Consider the following 24,145-nt stretch of genomic DNA (forward strand, 5'->3'; position numbering starts at 1 on the left):
CCGAATTCCCCACCTCTTCGTCCGCGAGTCGGCCTACGATCGCCGGGTGCCGGAACTCAAGCAGGAAGACCACTTCGCCTCGGCCGCCGGGCGGCATTTTCAGGACGCCGACTACCTCCGCGACGACGGACGCCTCCCTGCTGCGGACCACCTCTACGGGTTCGCGGCGGAGTGTGCGACGAAGAGCCTGCTGCTGCGGTTCACCGACGTGACCATGGACCCCAAGCCCGGCGAGGACGCACCGTCCTCGAAGCCGTGGGTCGAGAATCCGGACCCGGATCACCACAGACAGTTGATCGAGTTCGGTCACGTCAACGAACTGGTCAAGGAGGTCGCATTGTTGGCGCACGGCCGTGCAGGTGCCTCCCTCCACGCGGCGCTCGACGGCGACCTGCGGGTCTTCAGGAGGTGGCACGTGAAGTTCCGCTACTACGACGGCGGTTACGCTCAGGCGGACGTGGTGACCAGACGCCGGACCGCCGCCCAGAACATACTCACCCTGCACGAGCAGGCCCAGCTCAACAGAAAGCTCCCATGATGCGCTCGCCCTCCCCCGTCCGCTTCAGCGAAGCACGGGAGTACGCGTTCGAGTCCGCCCGCTCCGTGGCCGGTCAGGGCTTCGACGTCGTGCTCGTCCGGGATGTGCTGGGCCGCTTCACCCTCGTCGTGGACGACACCGGCAAGGAGGGGGCGGCCCGTCTGCGGGCTTCCTGGGAGGCGGAGTTCGCCGGTCGCCTGGGCCGGTACCACTCGGACCAACCGGTGATGCTCGCCTCACAGATGTTCTCCGCCGACGCGGTGTTCAACTCACCGCGCGCCGTGACCGACCCCGCCGGGCCCTCCCCCGCAGGCTCGGTCCGCTTGCTCGACAACACGGTGGTCGGCGAGGACTGGGCGAAGGTGACCACGCCGGACGCCGGCTCCCTCGCATCCCGCTCCCGAGCCCACCGCACCGCGCTGTACGGCTTCAAGGGCGGCGTCGGCCGTTCGACGGCGACAGCCGTGCTCGCCCGGTATCTGGCCGACCGGGGCCACGCCGTCCTGGTCGTCGACCTGGACCTGGAGTCGCCCGGTGCGGGCCCCCTGCTGGCGGGCCGGAACCTTCCCCGGCACGGGATCGTGGACCACCTCGTCGAGGCCGCCGTGGACAACGCCGAGGGCTTGGAGCTGGTGACCCGCACTCCTTACGAACCCCGCGCCCCCTATGACGGGCTGTGGGGGGAGCTGTGGGTGGCCCCCGCCCGGGGCCGGACCGAGACCGACGTGCCCTACGCCTACGTCGACAAGCTGAACCGCGTCTACTCCGACCTCCCCGGGACCGACTTCGCGACCCGCCTTGAGCAGGCCGTCCGCGCCTGCGAGGACGCCATGGAACGCGACAGCGACACCGATCGCCGCCCCGATGTCGTGCTGTTGGACAGTCGCGCCGGCATCCACGACATCGCCGCCGTCACGATCTCCCAACTGTGCGATTCGGCACTGCTCTTCGGTGCCGACAACACCCAGACCTGGGCGGGCTACGGGGACCTGTTCGCCGCGTGGCAGTCCTTGGGCCAGGCGCCCCTCATCCGGGAGAAGCTGCACATGGTGGCGTCGATGGTGCCGGACTCGGTCCACTACCCGATGCGGGGTTACCTGGAGACGTTCCGCGCCCATGCGTTCGAGCACTTCTCGGTGCTGTACGACGAGGTGGCACCGGGAGCAGGACCTTCCCCCGAGGAGCCGTTCGCCCCGTCCCTGCACGACGACTGGGCCCCGCACACGCCCATCCCCATCCTGTTCGACCAAGGGCTGGTGGGCATGGACTCGCTGAACACCCCGGACTGGTGGGACCGCGCCTTCGTCCAGGCCGCGTACCGTGATTTCCTGCCCACCGTCACCTCACTGATCGAGGAAGCCATGGGCGACCGCGCGGACCAGGAAGGAACGTGATGACCGAGGTCTCCCTCTCCGCGGAGGAGTACCGGGACCTGCTGTCGGCGGCGTTGGAGGACGCCACAGCCGCCGACGCCCGCCCCCCGACGGCCCGCACCCTGTTCACCCCTGACTCGCACCGGCAAGCGCTGTACGTCGACAACGTGGTGGTGCAGGGCGGCCGGGGCGTCGGCAAGACGTTCTGGTACTGGTCGCTCCTCGACGACGAGTTGCGCGACCTCGCTGCCCAGGAGTACCGCATCAACCGCCTCAACAGGCTCCGGGTCCACCCCGGATACGGCCTGGCGATGCGGTCCGGGCAGTACCCGGGCCCGCTGGTGCTGGGCAGCCTGCTGGCGGCGGGCGAGGATCCGTACGACATCTGGTACACGGTCCTCCTCAACGCCCTCGGCCAGCCCGATCTGTCCGGCCTGACCGAGTGGGCCGACAAGATGGCCTGGGTCCGTGCCCACCCCGGCCCGGCGGAGCGCACCATCGAGCAGGCGGACAGTCAGGCGTACGAGGAGAAGATCGTGCACCTGCTGCTCTTCGACGCGCTGGAGCACCTGGTCAGCGACCGCGGGCAGGCGGACCGGCTGGTCGGCGGCATTCTGCGGCTGGCCCTCCAGATGCGCCTCGCCACCCGCAACATCCGGCTGAAGGTGTTCGTACGCCCCGACATGTTCGAGGCGGCCGGCAACCACTTCGCCGACGCCTCGAAACTGTCGGCCTACTCGGCCCGCCTGGAGTGGACCCAGACCGATCTGTACGGCCTGCTCTTCCAGTATCTCGGCAACGAGCAGGGCGAAGCCTCCCGGCGGTTCCGGGAGCTCACGGGTGGCTGGAAACCGGAGAACGCCGGTGCTCGCCAGGCCCCGCCCCGGCTGCTTTCCGTCGACGAGGACACCCAGCGACGCCACTTCGAGGAGATCGCCGACCCCTTCATGGGAAGCAACGTCCGGAGGGGGAAGACCTACACCTGGCTGCCGAACCACCTCATGGACGGGTGCGGGCAGGTCAGCCCCCGCAGCTTCCTGGAGGCCCTGTCCACCGCCGCCGAGACGACCCGGGCCCGCCACCCCGCACACGACCGGGCACTGCACCATGAGGGAATCCGCGCAGGCGTGCAGAAGGCGTCGAAGCGGCGGGTGGACGAGGTCAAGGAGGACACCCACTGGGTACGCCTGGCGATAGAGCCGCTCGCCGGCTACCAGGTACCGGTCGCCGAGAAGACGGTGCTCCGCCTGTGGAAGGAGGCGAACCTGTCGGCGTCGCTGGCCGAGGAGACCTCCGGGTACGTACAGGCCGACACCCCCGAACGCGTCCGCATGGGACCGCGCCAGCCGGAAGACCTGCCCCGGGTGATCACCGAGCTGATCGAGCTGGGCGTGATGACCAAGCCGCGCAGCGACGGCCGCCTGGACCTGCCCGATGTGTACCGGATCGCGTTCGGCCTGGGCCGCAAGGGAGGAGTCCCGCGCCCGAAGTCGTAACGGCGACCGGCCTCCCGGAGCCGGGAGCCCCGGCGCCCGGCCCCGCACGGCCCGGACCAGGCTGACGGTCATTGCCTGCGCACAGCGCCGGGCTGGCAGGATGGGCGGATACGCCGTGGTGGTACGGCGAGCCAGTAGGGGATGGAGAGGTTCCACCGGTGACGTTCGAGGAAGCCCGCGCTGAGGCGGGTGCGTCGATGGACCGCGAGAAGCACGAAGCGCTACTCAAGGACCTGCAGAAGCAGGTCGCCCTGCTGGTGACGGACCTGAGGGAGCGGGCGGCACTGGAGGAGTTCGACGGGCCGCTGCGGGCCGAGTACGACCACGCCGTGGAACAGGAGCGCACCGCACCGCAGCACTACGAGTCCTGGCTCGAGGAACGTCTCGTCCAGGTCGCCGCCGCATGGGTGCTGGGCTGCGTCTTCGTGAGGTTCAGCGAGGACAACGGACTGCTCCCCGACGCCTGGCTCTCCGGCCCCGGCGCACGGCTGGCCGAGGCCCAGGACCGGCACGACGACCACTTCCGCCAGCACCCGGAGCACAACGACCGCGACTGGCTGTTCGCCTCCTTCCAGGCCCTCGCCGACGCCCACTCCACCGCAGCGGCCCTCTTCGACGAGCGCCACAACCCGATGCGGGAAGTCACCCCCTCCTACGGAGCCGCCGCCCGACTGCTGGCCTTCTGGCGGGAGCGCGGCCCGGACGGCGAGATCCGCTACGACTTCACCGACCCCGAGCTGAACACCCGCTTCCTCGGCGACCTCTACCAGGATCTCTCCGAGCACGCACGCAAGACCTACGCGCTGCTCCAGACACCCGTCTTCGTCGAGAAGTTCATCCTCGACCTGACGCTGGAACCGGCCGTCGAGGAGTTCGGCCTCGACCCGGTCTGGAAGCACCGCCCGCCCCGCTGGCGCGGCGAGACGGACCAGGACGGAGACGTACGCGGCCTCCGCTGCATCGACCCCGCGTGCGGCTCGGGCCACTTCCTACTGGGTCTGTTCGAGCGGTTGCTGGCCAAGTGGCGCGAACTGGAACCCGGCACCGACGCGTGGCTGCTCATCCGCCGCGCCCTGGAGTCCGTCCACGGCGCCGACAAGAACCCCTACGCCGTCTCCATCGCCCGGTTCCGGCTCCTGGTGGCGGCCCTGAAGGAAGGCGGCGTACGGGAGTTGCGCCGCGCCCCCGGAATGCCGGTCCGGGTGGCGGTCGCGGACTCACTGCTGCACGGCCGGGAAGCGGGCCGAGGCGCGGGCCAGACGCTGGATGACCCGGCGGGCGGAGAGGTCTTCACGTACCGGACGGAGGACGTGAAGCAGTACGTGGACGAGGTGGACCTGCTGGGGCGAGGGTCGTACCACGTGGTGGTGGGCAACCCGCCATACATCACGGTGAAGGACAAGCAGGAGAACGAGAACTATCGGAAGGCGTACTGGGCCTGCTCGGGTAAGTACGCACTGTCGGTACCGTTCGCCCAGCGGATTTTCGAGCTTGCGGTGCGGGCCGGTGGCAGCCACCGAGATGGCGGCTTCACGGGGCAGATCACGGCGAACTCCTTCATGAAGCGGGAGTTCGGCAAGGTCCTCATCGAGTCGTTCTTCCATGGCGGTCCGTACAAGGACCCGAGCACGAAGCGTAAGGACAACTACTCCGGCGTGGAATTGACTCACATCATCGACACCTCGGGTGCGTATATCCCGGGCCACGGAACGCCGACGGTCATTCTCATCGGACGGCACCAGATGGCACGGCAGGCGATGCCGATTCGGGCTGTGCTGGGGATTCGGGGCGAGGCCAGCATTCCGGAGGAGGGCGCGCTCGGCCCGGTGTGGCGGGCGATCGTCGAGCAGGTGCGGAAGCCGGGGAGCGAGTCGGAGTGGGTGAGCGTTGAGGATGTGGAGCGGGCGGGTTTCGCGGAGCACCCCTGGTCGCTGAGCGGGGGTGGGGCAAGCCACGTAACCGACCGTGTCGAGCATGCAATGTCCTCGCGCCTGCGTGAACGCAGCTACCGGATCGGGGTATTCGGAATCCCCGGTGCAGATGACGCCATGATCTTTCCAGAGCGCCTATTTCAATCGCATGGAATCCCGGAGTATCAGCGATTCCGCATCATTGTCGGCGACGAAGTACGGGACTGGCGGCAGCGCGATGGAGTTTTCGCGTTCTTCCCTTATACACCTGAACACGAACTGGTAGCGGACTCACGACTGCACGCCGCGCTCCGCTGGATGTGGCCTAATCGGACCGAGTTGGGCAACCGTGCAACGTTCGCAGGTGGAACATACTTCTCCGAGGGACGCCCTTGGTACGAGTGGCATCAATTGCCCAAGGATAAGGGATCACACTCATGGTGCATTACCTACGGGGAAGTGGCTACCCACAACCACTTCGTCCTGGACCGAGGTGGTAATGTATTCAAGCAAACTGCTCCTGTGATCAGACTTCCAGACTCAGCGAGCGACGAAGATCATCTCCTCCTACTCGGAGTCTTGAATTCATCAACTGCGTGTTTCTGGATGAAGCAGGTCAGCCACGTCAAAGGCGGCAGTGGAATTGGGCGTGGCGTGCAGGACGAAGCGTGGGAGGACCGGTATGCCTTCAACGGAACCCGGCTCCAGGAATTCCCCCTCCCCGAAGCCCTCCCCCTCGCCCACGCCCGCGAACTCGACCGACTAGCCCAAGAGCTGGCCCAGCACGAGCCCTCCGCCGTCGCCACCGCCAGCACCCCCACCCGCACCGCCCTCGACGAAGCGAAGGCCGCCCAGGAGCGCATCCGCTCTCGCATGGTCCTGCTCCAGGAGGAGCTGGACTGGACCGTGTACGGGGCGTACGGGCTGCTCACGCCCAAGGAAGTCGCCCGGACCACGCTTCCCGGCGACCCCGGCCAACTGAACGACGCCGACGTACCGGAACTCCAGCTCGGGCAGCGGGCCTTCGAGATCGTGATGAAACAAAAGGTCGATGCCGGTGAGCTGGACACCGCCTGGTTCGACCGGCACGGCTCCACCGAGACCGCCGTCGCCAAGGTCCCGGAGGGCTGGCCCGACCCGTACAAGGAGGTCGTCAAGGCTCGGCTCGACGTCATCGGTTCCCACCGGGACATCCGGCTGATCGAGCGCCCCGAGTACAAGCGCCGCTGGTCCACCGAGCCCTGGGAGAAGCGCGAGGCCGCCGCCCTCCGCAACTGGCTGCTGGACGCGGCCGAGCGAGAGGATCTGTGGTTCGAAGAGCGCGGAGAGTACACCGCACCCCGCACGCTCACCGTCTTCCAACTCGCCGACGCGCTGCGCCACGACGAGGACTTCCAGGCCGTCGCCGCGCTCTACGCCGCCGACCATCTCGGCAAGAGCGACGCCTCACTCGCCACCGTCCTCGCAGCGGTCATCGAACCCGAGCACGTCCCCTACCTCGCCGCACTCCGCTACAAGGAGCCCGGCCTGCGCAAGCGCGCCCAGTGGGAAGAGGTGTGGAAACAGCAGCGCGAGGAAGACCGCACCGGGGAGCGCCAGGACATCAAAGTCCCGCCCAAGTACACGAGCGCCGATTTCCTCAAGCACTCGTACTGGTCCAACCGTGGCAAGCTCGACGTGCCGAAGGAGCGGTTCATCTCCTACCCGGGGGCTTCCTCGGACGGCGATCCGTCCCTCCTGCTCGGCTGGGCCGGCTGGAACCACCGCGACCAGGCCGAGGCGCTGGTCAATCTCATCAACGACCGTTCCTCGGTGGACGGCTGGAGCCACGAGGACCCGCGTTTCATTCCGCTGCTGGCCGGGCTCTGGGAGATCATGCCGTGGGTCCATCAGTGGTACGACGAGTACGACCCGGAGTGGGGCGACAACCCGGCCCAGGAGTTCCAGGCCGCGCTCAACCACGCCTGTACTGAACGGAGTCTCTCGGACTCCGACCTCCGCGACTGGCGCCCCGAGAAGAAGCGGCGCGGGCGCACGGCTGCCGAATAGCGGTACGACGGTCCCGCGTCGGGACCGTCAGTCCGTGCCTTCGTCTTCCTCGGGCGCCTCGGAGGGCGGCAGCGCATCAACCACGTACGAGCCTTTGTGCGGCAAGGTCTCGATGAGTCCTCGCTCACGCAGGTCCCGCAGTGCGCGCCGGATGGTTCGGTCGGCGACACCGTAAGTCTCAGCCAACCGCGTGATGCTGGACAGCGCTCCCCCGGGCGGCACGTGTCCCGACCTGATCTCTTCCTCGATGACGCGCGCGATCCGCTGCCATTCGTACTGGGCCATACCTGAAGCTTGGCCTGGTGCGCCAGACCCCGCATTGGCAGCCCATGGTGCACCAATTGCGTCCATGGCGTACCGTGGTACATACGACACAGACCCCCGCGACGGCTGCAACCGTCCGGGGGCACGGCCGAACGCTGTCAAGGAGCGTCCGACATGCACAACCTTATCCGCCGCACCGTCCACCGGCTGAGCCTGCTGCTCGCCCCCGGCACCGGAACCCACCGCGCGGGCCCCCGCAAGGCGCGGCCCGCCCTCACCACTCGCCCCACCTCCGCCCGTCTCCCCTCTCACCGCACCCCGTACGCACTGCACAGGCCCGCCGGGCTCGGCGAAGCGAGCCCCGTACCCGTACTCGATGGCGAGGCCATCCCTCTGGTGCGCCCCTACCTCGTGGCGCACGAGGAAGCACAGCAGCGAGCCCAGCGACAGCGACAGCAGGCCCAGCAGCAACGGCACCGGCGCCGCACGCTCGTCCTCGCCGCCGACTTCGGGATCGATCTGGACCAGCACCTGATCGGCGCCGGTGGCCTGGAAGGGAGGGCCGCCTGATGGAGCACGGGCACGGACACCCGAAGTGGCACCCGACGGACGACACGACCACGCTCCGGCTGCTGCCCTGGCCGTCCCCGGAGGGGAAGCCGTGCTACCTCGTCCCGGACGAGGAGGGCGGGCACCTCTCGCGCCTGGCCGACCAGATGGAGGAGGAGCTGCTGACCACGGGCACCGACGTGCTCGGGCTCGCCCGCGAGGTGCTGGAGGACCCGGCTTCCCCGTACACCGAGGTGCGCTACGCCGGTATCCGGCTCGCCGAGTGCCTGACCGACGCCCTGCGGGTCGCCGAATCCCGCGGCCTGCGCCTCTCGGCGCGGGACACCCAGTGACGCCCCGCACCACATAGGCGGTCTCCGACCTCGCGCACCCCGCCCCTCTGTCCTGGCCGAAATGGCAGGATGGAGGGGTTGCGTGCGCGCTGCGGGTGACCGTCGGGCCGCGCTGCGTGAAGTGCCGGGCCGCAGAGCCGGGCAGTACCGGCCGAACGGCCGGGTGAAGTGCCCGGCGCGTGGCCGGGCGGGGTTCCGTCGGGGTGTGGGGAGCTGAAGCGGCTGATGGCCAGGGACAGCAAGGTCGTGCTGAGGGACGTCCTCGAGATCAGGGAGGACGCCCACGCCGGCGATTACAAGATCGCGCTGTCACAGGGGTTCGGGGACGACGCGGCCGGTTCGGTGGCGGACTATGTGGTCACCGAGCAGTTGGCCAAGGAGTTCGACAAGGCGCTGCGGCTGGTCCGTGGTGCTGTGCGGAAGAACACGTCGTACGCCGCCTATCTGCACGGCTCGTTCGGTGCCGGTAAGAGCCACTTCCTGACCGTGCTGCACGCCGTGCTCAACGGCGACGCGGCCGTCCGTGACAAGCGCCGGCTGCGAGAGGTGGTCGCCGACCACGACGACTGGCTGTCCGACCGGAAGTTCCTGATGGTGCCCTACCACCTGGTGGGCGCTGCCAACCTGGAGTCGGCGCTGCTCGGCGGCTATGTGAAGGTCGTACGCGAACTGCACCCGGACGCGCCCACGCCGTCGGTCTTCAAGGCGGACGCGCTGCTGGCCGACGCCCGTGCCCTGCGGGAGTCGGTGGGCGACGAGGCGTTCATCCGGCTGCTGCCCACCGCGGGCCCGGACGCGCCGGGCACGGGTGACGGGCTGGCCCCTATCGGCTCGGCACCCGCAGGGGGCGACGGGCTCGCGCCGATCGGTACGGCGGCCCCCGCCGCGTGGACCGGTGAGGAACTCGACGCGGCCTTCGCCGCACCGGCCGGGGACACGGGGCGCGAGAGCCTGGTGACGGCGCTCATCAGCGGGCCCATGAAGTCGTACGCGGCGAGCGCCGCCGGGGGCCCGGACGCATACGTATCGCTGGACGACGGGCTCAGCGAGATCAGCAAGCACGCGCGGACGCTCGGCTACGACGGCGTGGTGCTCTTCCTCGACGAGCTGATCCTCTGGCTCCAGGCCCGGATGCGGGAACGTACCTGGGTCAACGAGGAGATCCAGAAGCTGGTCAAGCTGATCGAATCCGGCAACGCCGACCGGCCGGTGCCGATCGTCTCCTTCATCTCCCGCCAGCGCGACCTCTCCCAGCTCGTCGGGAAGGACATCCTCGGCTCCGACGTGCAGAACATGGAGCAGGCGCTGGAGTATCTGAAGGAGCGCCTGACCATCATCAACCTGGAGGACCGCAACCTCCCGGAGATCATCAGGGAGCGGGTGCTCAAGCCCAGGGAGGGCAAGGAGGAGTTGCTCCGGTCCGCCTTCAAGGGCATCGACGCATCGAACCAGCAGGTCAAGGACATCCTGCTGGACGGCGGCGGCGCCACCGGCGCCGACTGGGAGGACTTCCGCGCCGTCTACCCGCTCTCGCCCGCCCTGCTGAACGTGCTGGTGGCGCTGTCCGGGGCGCTCCAGCGGGAGCGCAGCGGCCTCAAACTCGTCCAGCAGTTGCTGGAGAAGAACGCGAAAGCGCCGCTGGGCCGGCTCGTGCCGCTCGGCGACCTGTGGGACGTCCTCGTGGACGGCACCGGCGCCGCCTTCACCGACGAGCTCAAGCACGAGGCGAAGGCGGCCGAGAAGTTCTACGCCAAGGCCCGGCAGTACCTGCTGCGCAAGTACGGCGGGGAGGACCACTCCGACTTCATCGCCGACGACCGCTTCGTCAAGACGCTGCTGCTCGCCGCGCTCGCCCCCGAGGTGCCGGCGCTGCGCAGGCTCACCGGGGCACGGCTGGCCGCCCTCAACCACGGCTCGGTGCACTCCCGGACGGTGCCCGTCGGCGCCAAGGTCACCGAGCGGCTGAAGGCGCTCCAGGGCGAGTTCCCCACCGAGCTGCGCACCGAGGGCGAGAACGACCCGGTCTTCTCCCTCCACCTGTCCGACCTGGACATCGAGCCGCTGCTGGATGCGGTGGCCGGAGAGGACAAGGCCGGGGCGCGCAGGGTATGGGTGCACGACCGCCTGTGGGAGCTGCTCGGCGTCAAGAAGGGGCAGTTGCTCGACGAGAAGGAGCTCGTCTGGCGGGGCACGAAGCGCACCGCGGAGTTCGTCTTCGGCAACGTGGCCGACGCCCCCAAGCTCCCGGACGAGCAGTTCACCCCGGGCACCGAGGGCAACATCCGCTTCATCGTCGACTACCCCTTCGACGAGGACGACCGCTACCCCTCGTACGACTTCCAGCGCGTCATGAAGCTGCAAAGCGAAGGGGTAGTGGCTCCGACCCTGGTGTGGCTGCCCCACTTCTTCTCCGAGGAGCGCAACGCCCAGCTCGGACGGCTGATGCGGATCACCTTCCTGCTGGAGCGGAACCGGCTGGACGAGTACACCCGCAACTACGCCCCCGACGACCGCGCCAAGGCCCGGCGGGCGCTCGAGCTGGGCCGCGACGCCCTCACCGGCACGCTCGTCGAGGCGCTCGGCGAGGTCTACGGGCTCTCCGCGCCCACCGAAGGCACCACGTCCGTCCCCGTGGCCGAGGGCCGCCATGTGCTCTCGCTCCAGCCGGAGTTCCCCCGCCCCGAGGTCGAGGGCGGCAAGACGTTCGCCGACAACCTCGGCCGCCTCGCCGACGGCATGTTCGCCGCGCTGTACCGCAAGCACCCCGACTTCAGCGCCATCCGCGCGGGCCAGCCCGAGGCCGTCTCGGTGAGGGAGCTGCGGACCACGCTGGAGTGGATCACCCGGGCGATGGACGAGGGCGGCCGGGTGGAGGTCGACAACAACCAACTGGGCACGGTCAAGCGGATCGTGGAACCGCTGGAGCTGGGCACCGTGCACGACGGCCCGCTCGTGCTGCGGGCCGACTGGCGCACCCGCATCAACCAGGCCGCCGCCCAGCACGGCGAGCGGGAGCTGCTGCGGGTCGAGGACATCCGCCGCTGGATCACCCAGGAGCCCCTCGGATACGCGGGCCTGGACGCGAACATCGTCAATCTGCTCATCGCCGCCTACGCGCTGCTCGACGACCGCGCCTGGACGTACCACTCCGGGCCGGAGACCACGGCACCCGATCTGCCGTCGATCGGCCCCGGCTGGGCACTGCGCTCCCAGCCGCTGCCGGACGCGGAGGTGTACGAGGCCGCGCGCGACCACGCCGCCCGGCTCTTCGGCGTGGCCGCCAAGCCGCAGCCGTACGCGCGGAACGTGAGCAGCCTGGCCGAGGCCGTCCGCGGCAAGGTGGAGGAGTGCGAGACGAACGTCTCGGGCGTGCGCACCACGCTGGAGCGGCACGCCGCGCTGCTCGGCCTGGACGGGTCCGAGCCCGCCCCCCGTACGGCGATGCTGCGCGAGGCGCTGGGGCTGCTGGCCCGGCTGAGCCGGCACGGCAACGACGCGACAGCGCTGGTCGAGGAACTTGCCGCCGTCTCGCACCAGACGCCTGCCCGGGAGCTGGCCCACACCATGGAGAGTGCCGGAGCGGTGCTCCGGGCTCTGGACGGTACGGACTGGCACCTGCTGCGGAGCGTCCAGGGCCTTCGCGACCGCGACGACAGCGTGGGAGACCGCGCGGGGCGGCTCCTGGACCGGATCGCCGAGGCGGCCCGTGCGTCGGAGTTCGAGCGCTCTCTCGTACCGGTGCTCACGTCCGTGCGGGAGACCGGCATGGCCATCGTGGACGCGGCGCTCCAACTGGAGCGGACGACCCCGATGCCGCCCCAGCCGCCGGCCCCGGGCCCCGAACAGATCCCCCTGACGGAGCACGGCGCCCCGCCCGTTCCCTCGCAGCCGGACGAGCCGGGTGAATCGGCGGCACCCAAGCCGGAAACCGGCCAGGACAGGACCGGTGGGACGGACGACGCGGCCACGGCAGGGACCGGCCCGGCGGCGCGCGCCGCCCGCAGGATCATCGGTGACGCACCGAGTGGACTGGAGGCGCTGCTCGCCACCGAACTGGCCGCCATAAGGCAGGAGATCCATACGTTCCGCGCGGGGCACCCGCACACGGCGGTGGAGATCATCTGGCGGGCCGTAGAGGAACGGCAGCCGACCACGGACGGGACCGGGGACAGGACCGGAGACGGCACCGCTGCCGCGCCCTGGGACGGGAGCCGTGACGATGACGCTCGCGGCACGGCCCGGGAGTCCGCGGGCGACGAAGGCGAAGGCGGTCGCTGATGGCCGCCCACCCTGTCGTAGGCCGCCGCGCCATCGAGATGCTGCTCCAGGTCGAGCTGCCGCAGTCCGAGGGAGAACGGCTCGTCCTGGTCGACGCGGCCTATGAGGACCGCGGCCGGGAAGCCGAGTTCACCGTCCAGATCAACGGCACAAGCCGGCACGTCCGGATCAGCGACCACGACTCGCTGCTGGGAGTCGTCGACGCCTGGCAACGGCACCGGGCCGAGGCGGACGGGGACGAGAACGGGGACAAGGACGAGGACAGGGTGCTCGTCGTGACCGGGCGGGTCCCAGCCGAGCAGCTCGGCTGGGATCTGCGTGCCCACGCCGTACGGCACCGTCCCCTGCCCGTGGACCGGGCTGAAATCGTCAAACAGCTCTTCGGAGCCACCGACCTGGACCCCCGTATGTCCGGGGAGCGCTGGCTTCTCGACGCGCTGCTGGAGGCGGAGCCGGTGGACGGCGGCTGGCCACGTGCCGGCGCCGTCCTCACCCGGGACCGCGCGGTGCGGGCACTGCTGGCCCAGCGGCTCGGACTGGGCGACACCACCTCCGACACTCTCGACCTCGACGCGGACACGCTGTTCGCCTGGTCCCGTACGCCGACCGGCCCCGCCACGTACGCGGCGCTCCCCCTCGCCGAACGCGAGGGGATCGCCGAGTGGCTCGCACAGGCCGCGGGACCGGCCGCCGCCACCCTGATGGCGCTGGCGGCCGACGGGCGGGGTGAGCAGGCGCTGCCGCTGGGGGCGCTCGCCTCCGCGGCACTCTCCTCGGAGGCGGCCGAGGCAGCCGGGTTCGCGCTCGGCACCCTCTTCGGCCCGGCGCTCTCCTCCTTCGAGGCGCTGCGGCCCTTCGCGGACGCCGCGACCGGCGTCCTCACCCGCTGGATCGCACAGGCCGAGAGCAGCGGACCGCAGCGCGAGGAGGCCCGCGGTCGTGTCCTCGACGTCCTCGAGCACGCCGACCGGCTGTCGACGGAGGCCAAGCTCAGCCCGTTGATCGGCACCGACCGGCTCCTGCCGTCCGGCTACCGGCAGCGCCTGCGCGACCTGGCCGCTCTGCTCGGCGGACCAGCAGGGCCGGCGGAGACCGCCCTGCGCCACCTCACGGAGCATCAGCTCAGCACCGTGTACGCCGACTCCACCGGAACGGCCCGTGCCGCCGTGCGGCTGGTGCGGTGGCTCCACCACCCGCTGCCGCCGGTCGAGTCGGTGGGGCGAGCGGTGCGGGCGCACATGGCCTCGTCCGGGTGGGCCGATCTGGCGGTGAGCATCCTCGCCGAGGGGGACAGCTCGCGGGACGCCGCCGTGGCGGGCGCCTACGAGAAGCTGATAACAGCCGTGCGAGCGCGGCGTGCGCGCCTTGACGAGGCATTCGCCCAGCGGCTCGCCGTGTGGACCGAAGGCGCCTCGCAGCAGGCACCGGGTGGCGCCCTGCTCATCGAGGACGTTCTCACGGAGGCGGCCGCGCCACTGGCCCGCAACGGCGGCAGACCGCTGATCCTGGTCCTGGACGGGATGAGCGCCGACGTGGCCGTCCAGCTCGCCGGAGAGCTGGACCGGCGGGTGTGGACCGAGGTGGTACCCAAACCCGGGCCCGGCCGGCAGCCCGCGCGCCAGGCCGCCGTGTCGATGGTGCCTTCCGTGACGAGAATCAGCCGGACGTCGCTGCTGTGCGCGCGTGCGGAGGAAGGCGGGCAGAACAAGGAGCGGACCGGATTCGCCACCTTCTGGAAGCGGCGACGCCGTGAGGCACAGCTCTTCCACAAGGGCGGCTACGAAGGGCCCCCCGGTCACGGGCTGGCGCCTGAACTGCTCCAGACTCTCGCCTCCGACGACATCGTCGGTGTCGTCCTCAACACCATCGACGACGCGCTGGCCGACGGCCGCGAAGGCATCGCCGGCCGGTGGAGGATCGGCGACATCGCCAAACTGCCCAACCTGCTCAACGCCGCCCGCGACTACGGCAGGCCGGTCCTGCTCGTCTCCGACCACGGCCACGTCCTGGACCGCACTCCGCGCACGCATCAGCAGACCGCGGCCGACGGTGTGCAGGGGGCACGGTGGCGCACCGGCACCCCCGAGGACGGCGAGATCCTGCTGGCGGGTCCCCGAGTCGGAGCCCCCGGCGGCCGGGCCGTCCTCCCCTGGCGCGAGGACCTGCGCTACACGGCCCGGCAGGCCGGCTACCACGGCGGCGCCTCACTCGCCGAAGTCACCGTCCCCGTGATCACTCTCGTCCCGTCCGCAGCACTGATCCCCGAGGGGTGGACGCTGCTGCCGGCCGAGCGCACCGCGCCGGGCTGGTGGCGCGGCGAGCAGGACCCCGTGCCCGGCACGGAGCTTCCCGCCACCGGCACGGCCAACTCGGCCACGGATGCCGGGAACACCGCGGCACGAGTGCCTCCCCACGCCGAGGCGCCGGTCGCCGCGGTGGACGGCGAGGCCACGGACGAGGGAACGCACGAGGGCACGCACGAGCTGCGGTCGGAGCCCGGCGCCGACCCGGAGCCCGGCACCAGGCCCGCCGCCGGTGCAACCGGCCGAAGCGGCCTCGGGGAGCGCGTCGTCCGCTCCGACCCGTACGAGGCGCAGCGCAGGTTCGTCCGGGGCATCCAGGGCGACAAGGGTGACGCAGCCGTCGCCGCCGCGCTCGACGCGCTGGTGGCGGCGGGCGGGAAGCTGTCCCCCGGTGCGGTGGCCGCCGCGGCCCAGTCCGCCACGGGCCGGTCGCAGCGCAACCCCGAGCGGTTCGCCACCGTCCTGGAGCGCCTGCTCAACGTCGACGGCTACCCCGTGCTCCAGCTCGTCGAGTCCGGGCGCACCGTCCAACTCAACAAGGCGCTTCTCGAAGAGCAGTTCCTGGGAGACGTCGAATGAGCACCCCCGTGTCCGAGGTGAGTGCCGCGCGGCGGCGCGAGGTCGTCGACGCACTGCGGCGCGGCACCGTTCCGCAAGCCGGTCTCGGCCTGTTCGCCGTCGGTCTCGAACGCTTCGAGACCGCCCTTGACGACGACCTCGCCACTGTGGCCCGGGACGGTTCGGCCTTCCACGCCCTGCGCGGCGAGTACGGCTCCGGCAAGACCTTCTTCGCACGCTGGCTCGCCGAACGCGCCAAACGTCGCGGGCTCGCCGTCAGCGAAGTGCAGATCTCCGAAACCGAGACGCCCCTGCACCGGCTGGAGACCGTCTACCGGCGACTCGTCGAACGTCTCACCACGGCCACACACCGGCCCTCCGCCCTCCGGGCGGTCATCGACTCCTGGTTCTTCGCGCTGGAGGAGGAGGCCCTGGCCGACGGCGCCATCGCCGACGACGACGAGGCAGCACTGGCACAGGCGGTGGACGAACTTCTGGAGCGGCGACTGGCCGACGTCGCCCGCACCACGCCCGCCTTCTCCGCGGCGCTGCGCGGCTACCGGCAAGCGGTGGCGGCAGGGGACGGGGCACACGCCGAGTCCCTCATCGCCTGGCTCGGCGGGCAGCGCTCCGTGGCGGCCTCCGCCAAACGCGCGGCGGGCGTGCGGGGCGACCTGGACCACTTCGGCGCGCTGGGCTTCCTCCAGGGCCTGCTCACCGTGCTGCGGGACTGCGGGCACCCTGGTCTGCTGCTCGTCCTCGACGAGGTCGAGACCCTGCAACGGGTGCGCTCGGACGTACGGGAGAAGTCCCTCAACGCCTTGCGCCAGCTCCTCGACGAGATCGACGCGGGCCGTTTCCCGGGGCTCTTCCTCGTCATCACCGGCACCCCCGCGTTCTACGACGGACAGCAGGGCGTGCAGCGCCTCGCTCCCCTCGCCCAGCGGCTGGCCACCGACTTCACCACCGACCCGCGCTTCGACTCCCCCCGCGCCGTACAGCTCCGCCTTCCCGGGTTCGACCTGCCGGCCCTCGGTGAGCTGGGACGCAAGGTCCGCGACCTGTACGCGGGAGCCGCCCGTCACCCCGAGCGGCTCGCGGCCCGCGTCGACGACGCCTATCTCGACGAGTTGGCCCGCGCGCTCACCGGCTCGCTCGGCGGCAAGGTCGGTATCGCCCCGCGCCTGTACCTGCGCAAGCTCGTCGCCGATGTCCTGGACCGGGTCGACGAGTTCGCGGACTTCGACCCCCGCACCCACTACGCCCTCACCCTGAACAGCGCCGAACTCACCGAGACGGAACGGAGCGCGGCCGTCGGCGCCGGCGACGTCGAACTGGACCTGGACCCGGACCCGCCCCGGGACCCGTCATGAGGCAACCGGTCGAGGTCCTGGACCTCCTGGACCCCGTCCTCGGACACCACATCGTCAACGCGCTGGGCTGGCGCTCCCTGCGTCCGCTCCAGGAAGCGGCCGTCGAACCGCTTGTGGGTGGGGAGGACGCCGTCCTGCTCGCCCCCACGGCCGGGGGCAAGACCGAGGCAGCGGTCTTCCCGCTGCTGACGCGCATGAACCGGCACGGCTGGAAAGGCACCAGCGTGCTGTACGTGTGCCCGCTCAAGGCGCTGCTCAACAACCTCCACCCCAGGCTGCGGACGTATGCGGAGTGGCTGGGCCGCACGGTCGAGCTGTGGCACGGCGACGTCACGACGCCCCGGCGTCGCCGCATCCTCTCCCACCGGCCCGACATCCTCCTCACCACGCCGGAGTCCCTGGAGTCCATGCTGGTGAGCACCCATGTCGACCACCGGGTCTTCTTCTCGGGGCTGCACGCCGTCGTCGTCGACGAAGTGCACGCCTTCGCGGGCGACGACCGGGGCTGGCACCTGCTGGCCGTCCTGGAACGCCTGAGCCATGTCGTCGGGCGCCCACTCCAACGGGTCGGACTGTCGGCCACCGTCGGCAACCCCGACGAGCTGCTGACCTGGCTCCAGGGTTCGGGACAGGGACGCCGACCCGCCCGGGTCATCGCCCCCCACCTCGGCGAAACCGAACCCGGCACAACAGCCGCGCCCACAGCGCCGTCCACAGCAGCCGCACCTTCCCCCTCCGGCGACATCGAACTGGACTACGTCGGTTCCGTCGCCAACGCGGCGACGGTGATCGCCGCCCTGCACCGGGGGGAGAAGCGCCTGGTCTTCTGCGAAAGCCGCCGCACGGTGGAAGAGCTGGGCGAGCAACTGCGCCGCAAAGGCGTGACCACCTTCCTCTCCCACGCCTCACTGTCCGTGGCCGAACGTCGCCGCGCCGAGGAGGCCTTCGCTGAAGCCCGCGACTGCGTCATCGTCTCCACCAGCACTCTGGAACTCGGCATCGACGTCGGCGACCTGGACCGCATCATCCAGCTCGACGCGCCGTCCACCGTGGCTTCGTTCCTCCAGCGCCTCGGCCGCACGGGACGCCGCCCCGGAGCCTCGCGCAACTGTCTGTTCCTCGCGCTCGACGAAGCCGGGCTGCTCTCCGCGGCGGCCCTTCTGCTGCAGTGGTCGCGGGGCTGGGTCGAACCCGTCGTGGCCCCACCAGAGCCCCGTCACCTGGTGGCCCAGCAGCTGCTCGCCCTGTGCCTGCAGGAACACCGTGTCGGAGAGAACCTGTGGCGGGAGTGGTGGGGCGGAATCGGCCCCTTCGGGCCCGGAGCGGCACCCGTCGTGCGCCACCTGGTCGAGCAGGGATATCTGGAACAGGACGGTGAAGTCCTGTTCATCGGGCCCGAGGCCGAACGCCGCTACGGGCACCGGCACTTCATGAACCTTACGGCGGTCTTCACCGCGCCGCCCGAGTTCGCCGTGTACAACGGTCGTTCCGAGATCGGCCGCACGGACCCCGACCTGCTGACCGAGGAAGTCGCCGGCCCGCGCAAGCTGCTGCTCGCGGGACGGAGCTGGCTGGTGACGTACATCGACTGGAGCCGCAGGCGCTGCTTCGTGGAACCGACCGACGAAGGCGGACGCGCCCGCTGGAGCGGCTTCGGCGGAGACCGTGTCTGCTCCTTCGCCCTGACCCGAGCCGCCCGCGATGTCCTGCTCGGTGCGGACCCTCCCGTACGCCTGACGAAACGGGCCGCCGTCAGACTCGCCAAGGCGCGCGACGCACACGCGGACTCGGTGCACCCGGAAGGGACCGTCATCACCCGTCTCCCGGACGGCGACATCCGCTGGTGGACGTGGGCCGGACACCGCGCCAACGCCACGCTGGCGGCCTCACTGCCCTCCGTCGTCGCCCCGCAGCGACGATTCGCCGACCACTGGATCCGGCTCCGGGACGATCTGACCCCGGCCCGCTGGAAAACCGCCGTCGCGGATGCCGCCGCCGGGATGTGTCTTCCGGAGGTCGACGCGCGTGCGGTGCGCGGGCTCAAGTTCGGGGAAGCGCTTCCTCCCCGTCTGGCCGAGGCGACACTCGCCGCGCGCACCGCGGACGAGGAGGGGGCCCGTGCGGTCCTTGCCGCACCAGTGCGCTTCACCACGCACACCCGCCAGTAGACAGAGTTGGATTCCACGGTCCGGCCTGGCGATCGTGGCGGGTGATCACGACGTGAAGCCGTGGTGGACGCCGTCATCATGGAGGCGGCGGCGCAGTCCTCGTTTCACGGCTGCCCCAACTGGACGGCGGAAACCGGATCACGTGTTGAGCAGCCAGATGGAGAGGTTGAGAGCGGCGGCGAACGCGACCCATGCCATGTAGGGCAGGAGCAGCACAGCGGCGGCCCGGCGCCGCCGGCCGAAGGCGGTGACGGTGCCCGCCAGGGCGACGAGCAGGAGACAGATGTCGACAAAGGCCAGTCCGTAGGCGTCGGCTGCGAAGAACAGGGGAGTCCAGGCGAGGTTGAGAGCGAGCTGCACGGACCACCAGGTCATCGCCACGACGTGGCCAGTTGTCCGAGAGCGCAGTACGAGCCAGGCGGCGACGGCGATCGTGCCGTAGAGCACGGTCCACACAGGGCCGAAGATCCATCCCGGTGGAGCCCAGGACGGTTTGGTGAGCGCCTGGTAGGTCTCTGCGGAGTCGGCGGCGGCGAAACCACCTGCCGCGGCCACCGCATAGCACACCGCGAGCAGCAGGAGCAGCGTCGGCCAGCCCGCGCGCGGTTGGCCGGTCGGCTCGCGGCCGTCGTCGCCCGTCAGCTCGGCCATTGTTTCCTCCGATCGATCACCGGGCCAGGGTGCCTGAGCGCGGGGCTGGTACACGGCGTGCGCGTCGGCGTCGCCGTTCGGCTTGCTCCGCACCGGTGACACCTGGCCGAGAGGTGTGATCGAACGACCGGGAAGAGCCGACCTCCTGTCGTCGGGGGTACTTGGCCGTGGCGCCTGGCATCGGCCAAGGGAACGTGGTCCGCTGGACCGGCGGTCGCGGCTGCGCCACTCGTCGACCGCCCGCGGCTGCCACGTTCGGACAGGGTCCGGCCGGGACCGCAGAGCGAGCAAGCCGTCCCCGGCCTCCGTGCGCCACAGGTATCGCGTCGACCGAGGAGCACCATGGACCGACGAACACCGCCTGACACCGAGCTCTGTCGTCGTCGGCGCGGGCCTGGCCGGCCTCGCGTGCGCACCGGACTTGTGCCGTGCCGGAGGGCGGGTGGCCCTGCTGAAGACCTCCGGCGGCGCAGGCGGCCGGATGCGCACCGACCGGCGAGACGGACTCCGGCTGGACCGAACGGCGGCCCTGACCCGGGCGGGAGTGTCGGACGCCGTGATCGCCGAGGCCCTGCGGCCGTTCCTGGCCGGGGTGTTCCCGGAGAAGCGCCTGGAGACCTCCGCGCGCCGGCTGCGGACGCCGAGCCGCAGCGCACGGCCCCGGGCGGAACACCCGTCGTCGAACGGCGAGCACGAGGACGGCGAGCACGGTGACCCCCCGCGATGCCGAAGCGCACGACACTGTCGTCGTCGGAGGGGGTGCGGCAGGTCTCAGCCTCGCGCACCGGCTGACGGAGACCGGCGCCTCCACCGTGACCGTGGTCGAGCCGCCGGACGGTCCGCTGCGCCCTGCGGAGCGGACCTGGTGCTACTGGGACGCGGGCGTCGACGGCCTCGAAGAGGTCGTCAGCGCGTCATGGTCGAAGCTGCGGGTACACGGCGCCGACGGCCGCCCTGTCACCGTCGAGCCGGCCCCGTTCACTTACCGCATGGTGCGGTCGACCGACTTGGAACGCATGGTCCACGGCCGACTGGCCCGGTCGGACGGCGGGCGTCTGTTGCGTGCGACGGTGGAAGCGGTGTGCGCCGTGCGCAAAGGAGCGGAGGTCCGGTGCACGCTGCCGGGGGGTTCCTCCCTGACGCTGCGCGCCCGACGGGTGTTCGACTCCCGGCCGCTGCCCGCCCTGCCGCCGGCGCGTACGCGGTTGCTCCAGCACTTCCGCGGCTGGTTCGTGCGCACCGAAACCGACCGGTTCGATCCCGCGGTCGCGGACCTGATGGACTTCCGGGTCCCGCAGCCGGCGCACGGGCTCGCCTTCGGCTACGTGCTGCCGCTGGCGCCGGACCGGGCGCTCGTGGAGTACACCGAGTTCTCCGGTGCCGTCGTGAGCACCGAGGCGTACGAGTCGGCACTCGGTCATTACTGCCGCGACATCCTGGGACTCGGCGCGCTCACGGTGGAGCGGCCGGAGCAGGGGGCCATCCCCATGACCGACGCACGCTTTCCGCGGCGGGCCGGAGCCGCCGTGTTCCGCATCGGGACCGCGGGCGGCGCCACTCGGCCGGCCACGGGCTACACCTTCGCCGCGGTGCAGCGACAGAGCAGAGCGATCGCCGCCACCCTGGGCGACGGGCACGAGACCGTGCCCGCGCCCTACGGGCGCCGCGCGCTGGCCATGGACGCGATCCTGCTGCGCGCCCTGGACACCGGGCGGATCAACGGCCCTGACTTCTTCACCAACCTGTTCCGGCGCGTCCCGGCCGAGCGCCTCCTGCGCTTTCTCGACGGCACGACCTCGTCCCGGGAGAAGTGGCGCATCGGACTGCGCACTCCTGTTCGGCCGATGCTCCGCACCGCGGCCGAACTGCCTTTCCTGCCCCGCCGTTCCTGGCCTGCCGTTCCCGGCCTGCCGTACGAATCGGAGTAAGCCACCGATGAGCCTGCTGCGCGACCACGACCTGGCCCGCGCCTTCGACCACGCCTCCCGCACCTACGACAGCCTCACCTCCCTCAACCCCGGCTACCACACCGACCTCCTGCGCTCGGCCCGCCGTCTCGGGCTCCCCGACGGCGGAGCCGGACTGCACCTCCTCGACATCGGCTGCGGCACCGGCGCCTCCACCCGGGCTCTGCTCAGGGCCGCGCCGCGGGCCCGGATCACCGCCGTGGACGCGTCCGCCGGCATGCTGCGTCGCGCGCTGGCCAAGCCGTGGCCCGCGCGTGTGCGCTTTCTCCACCTGACCGCCGAGGAACTCGCGACGGCCGGCGAAGGCCCCTTCGACGCCGTCTTCGCCGCCTACTTGTTCCGCAACGTCACCGATCCGGACGCGGTCCTGCGGAGCGTTCGGAGTCTGCTGCGGCCGGGCGGGCGTCTCACCGCCCACGAGTACAGCCTCAGCGGCTCGCGGGTGCACCGAGCGCTGTGGACGGCGGTGTGCCGCGGGCTCGTCATCCCCGCGGGCACGCTCCTCGGCGACCGTGCCCTGTACCGCCATCTGTGGCACAGCGTCCTCGCCTTCGACACCGCCCCCGCCTTCGCCGCCCGGCTGAACCGTACCGGCCTGACCTCGGTGCGCGTCGCCCCCGTCGCCGGATGGCAGACGGGCATCGTGCACACCTTCCTCGCCCGCAACGGCGGCACGCCCACCGCGAGAAAGGACGAGCAATGACCGCCCGGCGCACTCCTGCCGCCCGCCGCACTCCTGCCGCCCGGCGGGGCCGGGACCGCAAGGCGGAGATCCTGTTCCCCGCACCCGGCGCGGAGCGCTTCCGACGTGGGGACGAGCCGTCCGTCGCGGTGATCGGTGGCGGAATCGCCGGTCTGGCCGCGGCCACCCTGCTGGCCGAACGCGGCGCCCACGTGACCCTGTACGAGAAGGAGGACTCGCTCGGCGGCCGGCTCTCCGGTCGGCGCACCACGCTGGTGGACGGCTCCGAGGTGACCATGACCCGCGGGTTCCACGCCTTCTTCCGGCAGTACTACAACCTCCGCGGCCTGCTCCGCCGCACCGACCCCGGCCTCGCACGGCTCACCCCGCTGCCCGACTACCCCCTGCGGCACAGCGGCGGCCTGACCGACAGCTTCGCCCACGTCCCGAGGACCCCGCCCTTCAGCGCGTTCGGCTTCGCCGCCCTCAGCCCTACCTTCCGTCTGCGGGACCTGGCCACCATGGACGCCCGGGCCGCACTCCCGCTCTTCGACGTGCGCGTACCCGAGGTCTATGAACGCTTCGACGGTGTCACCGCCACCGCAATCCTGGAAACGGTGCGCTTCCCGGAAGCCGCGCACCACCTGGCCTTCGAGGTGTTCTCGCGCAGCTTCTTCGCCAACCCGAGTGAACTGTCCGCCGCCGAACTGCTGTTGATGTTCCACATCTACTTTCTCGGATCGGCCGAGGGCCTGCTCTTCGACGTGCCGAGCGAGCCCTTCCCCCAGGCGCTCTGGGACCCGCTCGGCGACTACCTCCAGCGCCTCGGCGCGGACGTGCGCACCGGCGCTTCCGTGCACGAGATCGTTCCCCACGACAGCGGTGGTGCGAAGGTGCGTACCGACACCGGTACCGACCTCCACCAGGCGGTGGTGCTCGCTCTCGACACCGGGGGGCTGCGGCAGATCGTCGCCGCGTCACCCCGCCTCGGCACCTCTGTCTGGCGTGACGGCATCGCCGCACTGCGCACCGCACCGCCCTTCCTCGTCTCCCGGCTCTGGCTCGACCGGCCGGTCCGCTCCGAGAGGCCCGGATTCCTCGGCACCAGCGGCTACGGCGGGTTGGACAACATCAGCACTCTGGAGCGGTACGAGGGCGAGGCCGCCCGCTGGGCCGCGCGGTCCGGGGGATCAGTCGTGGAACTGCACGCCTACGCCGTCGATCCCGCGGCCGAGCAGAAGGACGTGCAGGACATGCTCATCGACCGACTCCACCAGGTGTACCCGGAGACCCGCGAGGCGCGCATCGTCGACTCCCGGCACGAGTGGCGCTCGGACTGCCCGCTCTTCGAAGTCGGCTCCCACCAACAGCGCCCCACCGTGCGCACTCCCCACCCATGGCTGACCCTGGCCGGTGACACGATCCGCTGCGACCTGCCCGTCGCCCTCATGGAGCGGGCAGCCACCACCGGCTTCCTGGCGGCCAACGCACTGCTCGCCGACCGGGGTGTACGGGGGCAAGTGCTGTGGACGGTCCCGCGGTCGGGCCGTTCCGCCCTGCTCCGGGCGCTCGGGGCGGTCGCGGGACGCCGCCCTTCCTCCTGACCCTCCGCCTGACCCGTGGCATCCCGCAC

The 24,145-nt window shown here is 70.9% G+C and carries 15 protein-coding genes and 1 pseudogene; 14 read left to right on the plus strand and 2 right to left on the minus strand.

Annotation, left to right across the window (positions count from 1 at the left end; translation table 11 throughout):
- The first annotated feature begins 46 nt into the window (after positions 1-46).
- The 4 genes from HC362_RS14100 to pglX all read left to right on the plus strand — a co-directional run bounded on the left by HC362_RS14100 (position 47) and on the right by pglX (position 7,366).
- Positions 47-538 (plus strand): hypothetical protein, encoded by a 492-nt coding sequence (locus HC362_RS14100; protein ID WP_243084258.1) that lies wholly within the window; start codon positions 47-49, stop codon positions 536-538.
- Positions 535-1,932, plus strand: a complete 1,398-nt coding sequence (locus HC362_RS14105; RefSeq protein WP_243084259.1) for an AAA family ATPase — start codon at positions 535-537, stop codon at positions 1,930-1,932. Before HC362_RS14100 ends, HC362_RS14105 begins: the two co-directional genes overlap by 4 nt.
- On the plus strand, positions 1,932-3,407 hold the full coding sequence (locus HC362_RS14110) for a hypothetical protein (RefSeq protein WP_243084260.1): 1,476 nt from the start codon (positions 1,932-1,934) through the stop codon (positions 3,405-3,407). Before HC362_RS14105 ends, HC362_RS14110 begins: the two co-directional genes overlap by 1 nt.
- A gap of 158 nt (positions 3,408-3,565) precedes the next feature.
- Positions 3,566-7,366, plus strand: a complete 3,801-nt coding sequence (gene pglX, locus HC362_RS14115; RefSeq protein ID WP_347568436.1) for a BREX-2 system adenine-specific DNA-methyltransferase PglX — start codon at positions 3,566-3,568, stop codon at positions 7,364-7,366.
- A 27-nt stretch (positions 7,367-7,393) separates the two neighbouring features.
- On the opposite strand, the gene HC362_RS14120 is transcribed toward pglX, so the two are convergent.
- Complete coding sequence (locus tag HC362_RS14120) at positions 7,394-7,651, minus strand: winged helix-turn-helix domain-containing protein (RefSeq protein ID WP_243084261.1); 258 nt, start codon at positions 7,649-7,651, stop codon at positions 7,394-7,396.
- A gap of 153 nt (positions 7,652-7,804) precedes the next feature.
- Here HC362_RS14120 and HC362_RS14125 point away from each other — a divergent pair, with 153 nt between their 5' ends.
- The 6 genes from HC362_RS14125 (at position 7,805) to HC362_RS14150 (ending at position 19,212) form a co-directional block, all read left to right on the plus strand.
- Complete coding sequence (locus tag HC362_RS14125) at positions 7,805-8,200, plus strand: hypothetical protein (protein WP_243084262.1); 396 nt, start codon at positions 7,805-7,807, stop codon at positions 8,198-8,200.
- Positions 8,200-8,532 (plus strand): hypothetical protein, encoded by a 333-nt coding sequence (locus tag HC362_RS14130; protein WP_243084263.1) that lies wholly within the window; start codon positions 8,200-8,202, stop codon positions 8,530-8,532. The genes HC362_RS14125 and HC362_RS14130 overlap by 1 nt, the downstream gene beginning before the upstream one ends.
- Positions 8,533-8,757: 225 nt before the next feature.
- Complete coding sequence (locus HC362_RS14135) at positions 8,758-12,810, plus strand: hypothetical protein (protein ID WP_243084264.1); 4,053 nt, start codon at positions 8,758-8,760, stop codon at positions 12,808-12,810.
- Complete coding sequence (gene pglZ, locus HC362_RS14140; protein WP_243084265.1) at positions 12,810-15,692, plus strand: BREX-2 system phosphatase PglZ; 2,883 nt, start codon at positions 12,810-12,812, stop codon at positions 15,690-15,692. Before HC362_RS14135 ends, pglZ begins: the two co-directional genes overlap by 1 nt.
- Entirely contained in the window at positions 15,689-17,044 is a 1,356-nt protein-coding gene (gene brxD / locus HC362_RS14145; RefSeq protein WP_243084266.1) for a BREX system ATP-binding protein BrxD, read from the plus strand. The genes pglZ and brxD overlap by 4 nt, the downstream gene beginning before the upstream one ends.
- Entirely contained in the window at positions 17,041-19,212 is a 2,172-nt protein-coding gene (locus tag HC362_RS14150) for a DEAD/DEAH box helicase (RefSeq protein ID WP_243084267.1), read from the plus strand. The genes brxD and HC362_RS14150 overlap by 4 nt, the downstream gene beginning before the upstream one ends.
- Before the next feature lie 138 nt (positions 19,213-19,350).
- On the opposite strand, the gene HC362_RS14155 is transcribed toward HC362_RS14150, so the two are convergent.
- Positions 19,351-19,863, minus strand: a complete 513-nt coding sequence (locus tag HC362_RS14155) for a TspO/MBR family protein (RefSeq protein ID WP_243084268.1) — start codon at positions 19,861-19,863, stop codon at positions 19,351-19,353.
- 361 nt (positions 19,864-20,224) lie between these two features.
- Here HC362_RS14155 and HC362_RS14160 point away from each other — a divergent pair.
- The 4 genes and pseudogenes from HC362_RS14160 to HC362_RS14175 all read left to right on the plus strand — a co-directional run.
- Positions 20,225-20,386 (plus strand): annotated as a pseudogene (locus HC362_RS14160) (NAD(P)-binding protein); the annotation flags it as partial.
- Positions 20,387-20,573: 187 nt separating this feature from the next.
- On the plus strand, positions 20,574-21,791 hold the full coding sequence (locus HC362_RS14165) for a lycopene cyclase family protein (RefSeq protein ID WP_243084269.1): 1,218 nt from the start codon (positions 20,574-20,576) through the stop codon (positions 21,789-21,791).
- Between the two features lie 7 nt (positions 21,792-21,798).
- Positions 21,799-22,533, plus strand: coding sequence for a methyltransferase domain-containing protein (locus tag HC362_RS14170; protein ID WP_243084270.1), 735 nt, complete (start codon positions 21,799-21,801; stop codon positions 22,531-22,533).
- The gene (locus HC362_RS14175) at positions 22,530-24,116 is read left to right on the plus strand and encodes an FAD-dependent oxidoreductase (protein ID WP_243084271.1); all 1,587 of its coding nucleotides are present in this window, start codon (positions 22,530-22,532) and stop codon (positions 24,114-24,116) included. Before HC362_RS14170 ends, HC362_RS14175 begins: the two co-directional genes overlap by 4 nt.
- The last annotated feature ends 29 nt before the right edge of the window (positions 24,117-24,145 follow it).

Origin of the sequence: Streptomyces sp. 891-h, from assembly GCF_022760275.1 — a bacterium.
Classification (GTDB): domain Bacteria; phylum Actinomycetota; class Actinomycetes; order Streptomycetales; family Streptomycetaceae; genus Streptomyces; species Streptomyces spirodelae.

Coding starts and splice junctions, on each gene's coding strand:
- HC362_RS14105 (WP_243084259.1), top strand. CDS start 535: ATGATGCGCTCGCCCTCCCCCGTCCGCTTCAGCGAAGCACGGGAGTAC.
- HC362_RS14110 (WP_243084260.1), top strand. CDS start 1,932: ATGACCGAGGTCTCCCTCTCCGCGGAGGAGTACCGGGACCTGCTGTCG.
- HC362_RS14120 (WP_243084261.1), bottom strand. CDS start 7,651: ATGGCCCAGTACGAATGGCAGCGGATCGCGCGCGTCATCGAGGAAGAG.
- HC362_RS14125 (WP_243084262.1), top strand. CDS start 7,805: ATGCACAACCTTATCCGCCGCACCGTCCACCGGCTGAGCCTGCTGCTC.
- HC362_RS14130 (WP_243084263.1), top strand. CDS start 8,200: ATGGAGCACGGGCACGGACACCCGAAGTGGCACCCGACGGACGACACG.
- HC362_RS14135 (WP_243084264.1), top strand. CDS start 8,758: ATGGCCAGGGACAGCAAGGTCGTGCTGAGGGACGTCCTCGAGATCAGG.
- pglZ (WP_243084265.1), top strand. CDS start 12,810: ATGGCCGCCCACCCTGTCGTAGGCCGCCGCGCCATCGAGATGCTGCTC.
- brxD (WP_243084266.1), top strand. CDS start 15,689: ATGAGCACCCCCGTGTCCGAGGTGAGTGCCGCGCGGCGGCGCGAGGTC.
- HC362_RS14150 (WP_243084267.1), top strand. CDS start 17,041: ATGAGGCAACCGGTCGAGGTCCTGGACCTCCTGGACCCCGTCCTCGGA.
- HC362_RS14155 (WP_243084268.1), bottom strand. CDS start 19,863: ATGGCCGAGCTGACGGGCGACGACGGCCGCGAGCCGACCGGCCAACCG.
- HC362_RS14170 (WP_243084270.1), top strand. CDS start 21,799: ATGAGCCTGCTGCGCGACCACGACCTGGCCCGCGCCTTCGACCACGCC.
- HC362_RS14175 (WP_243084271.1), top strand. CDS start 22,530: ATGACCGCCCGGCGCACTCCTGCCGCCCGCCGCACTCCTGCCGCCCGG.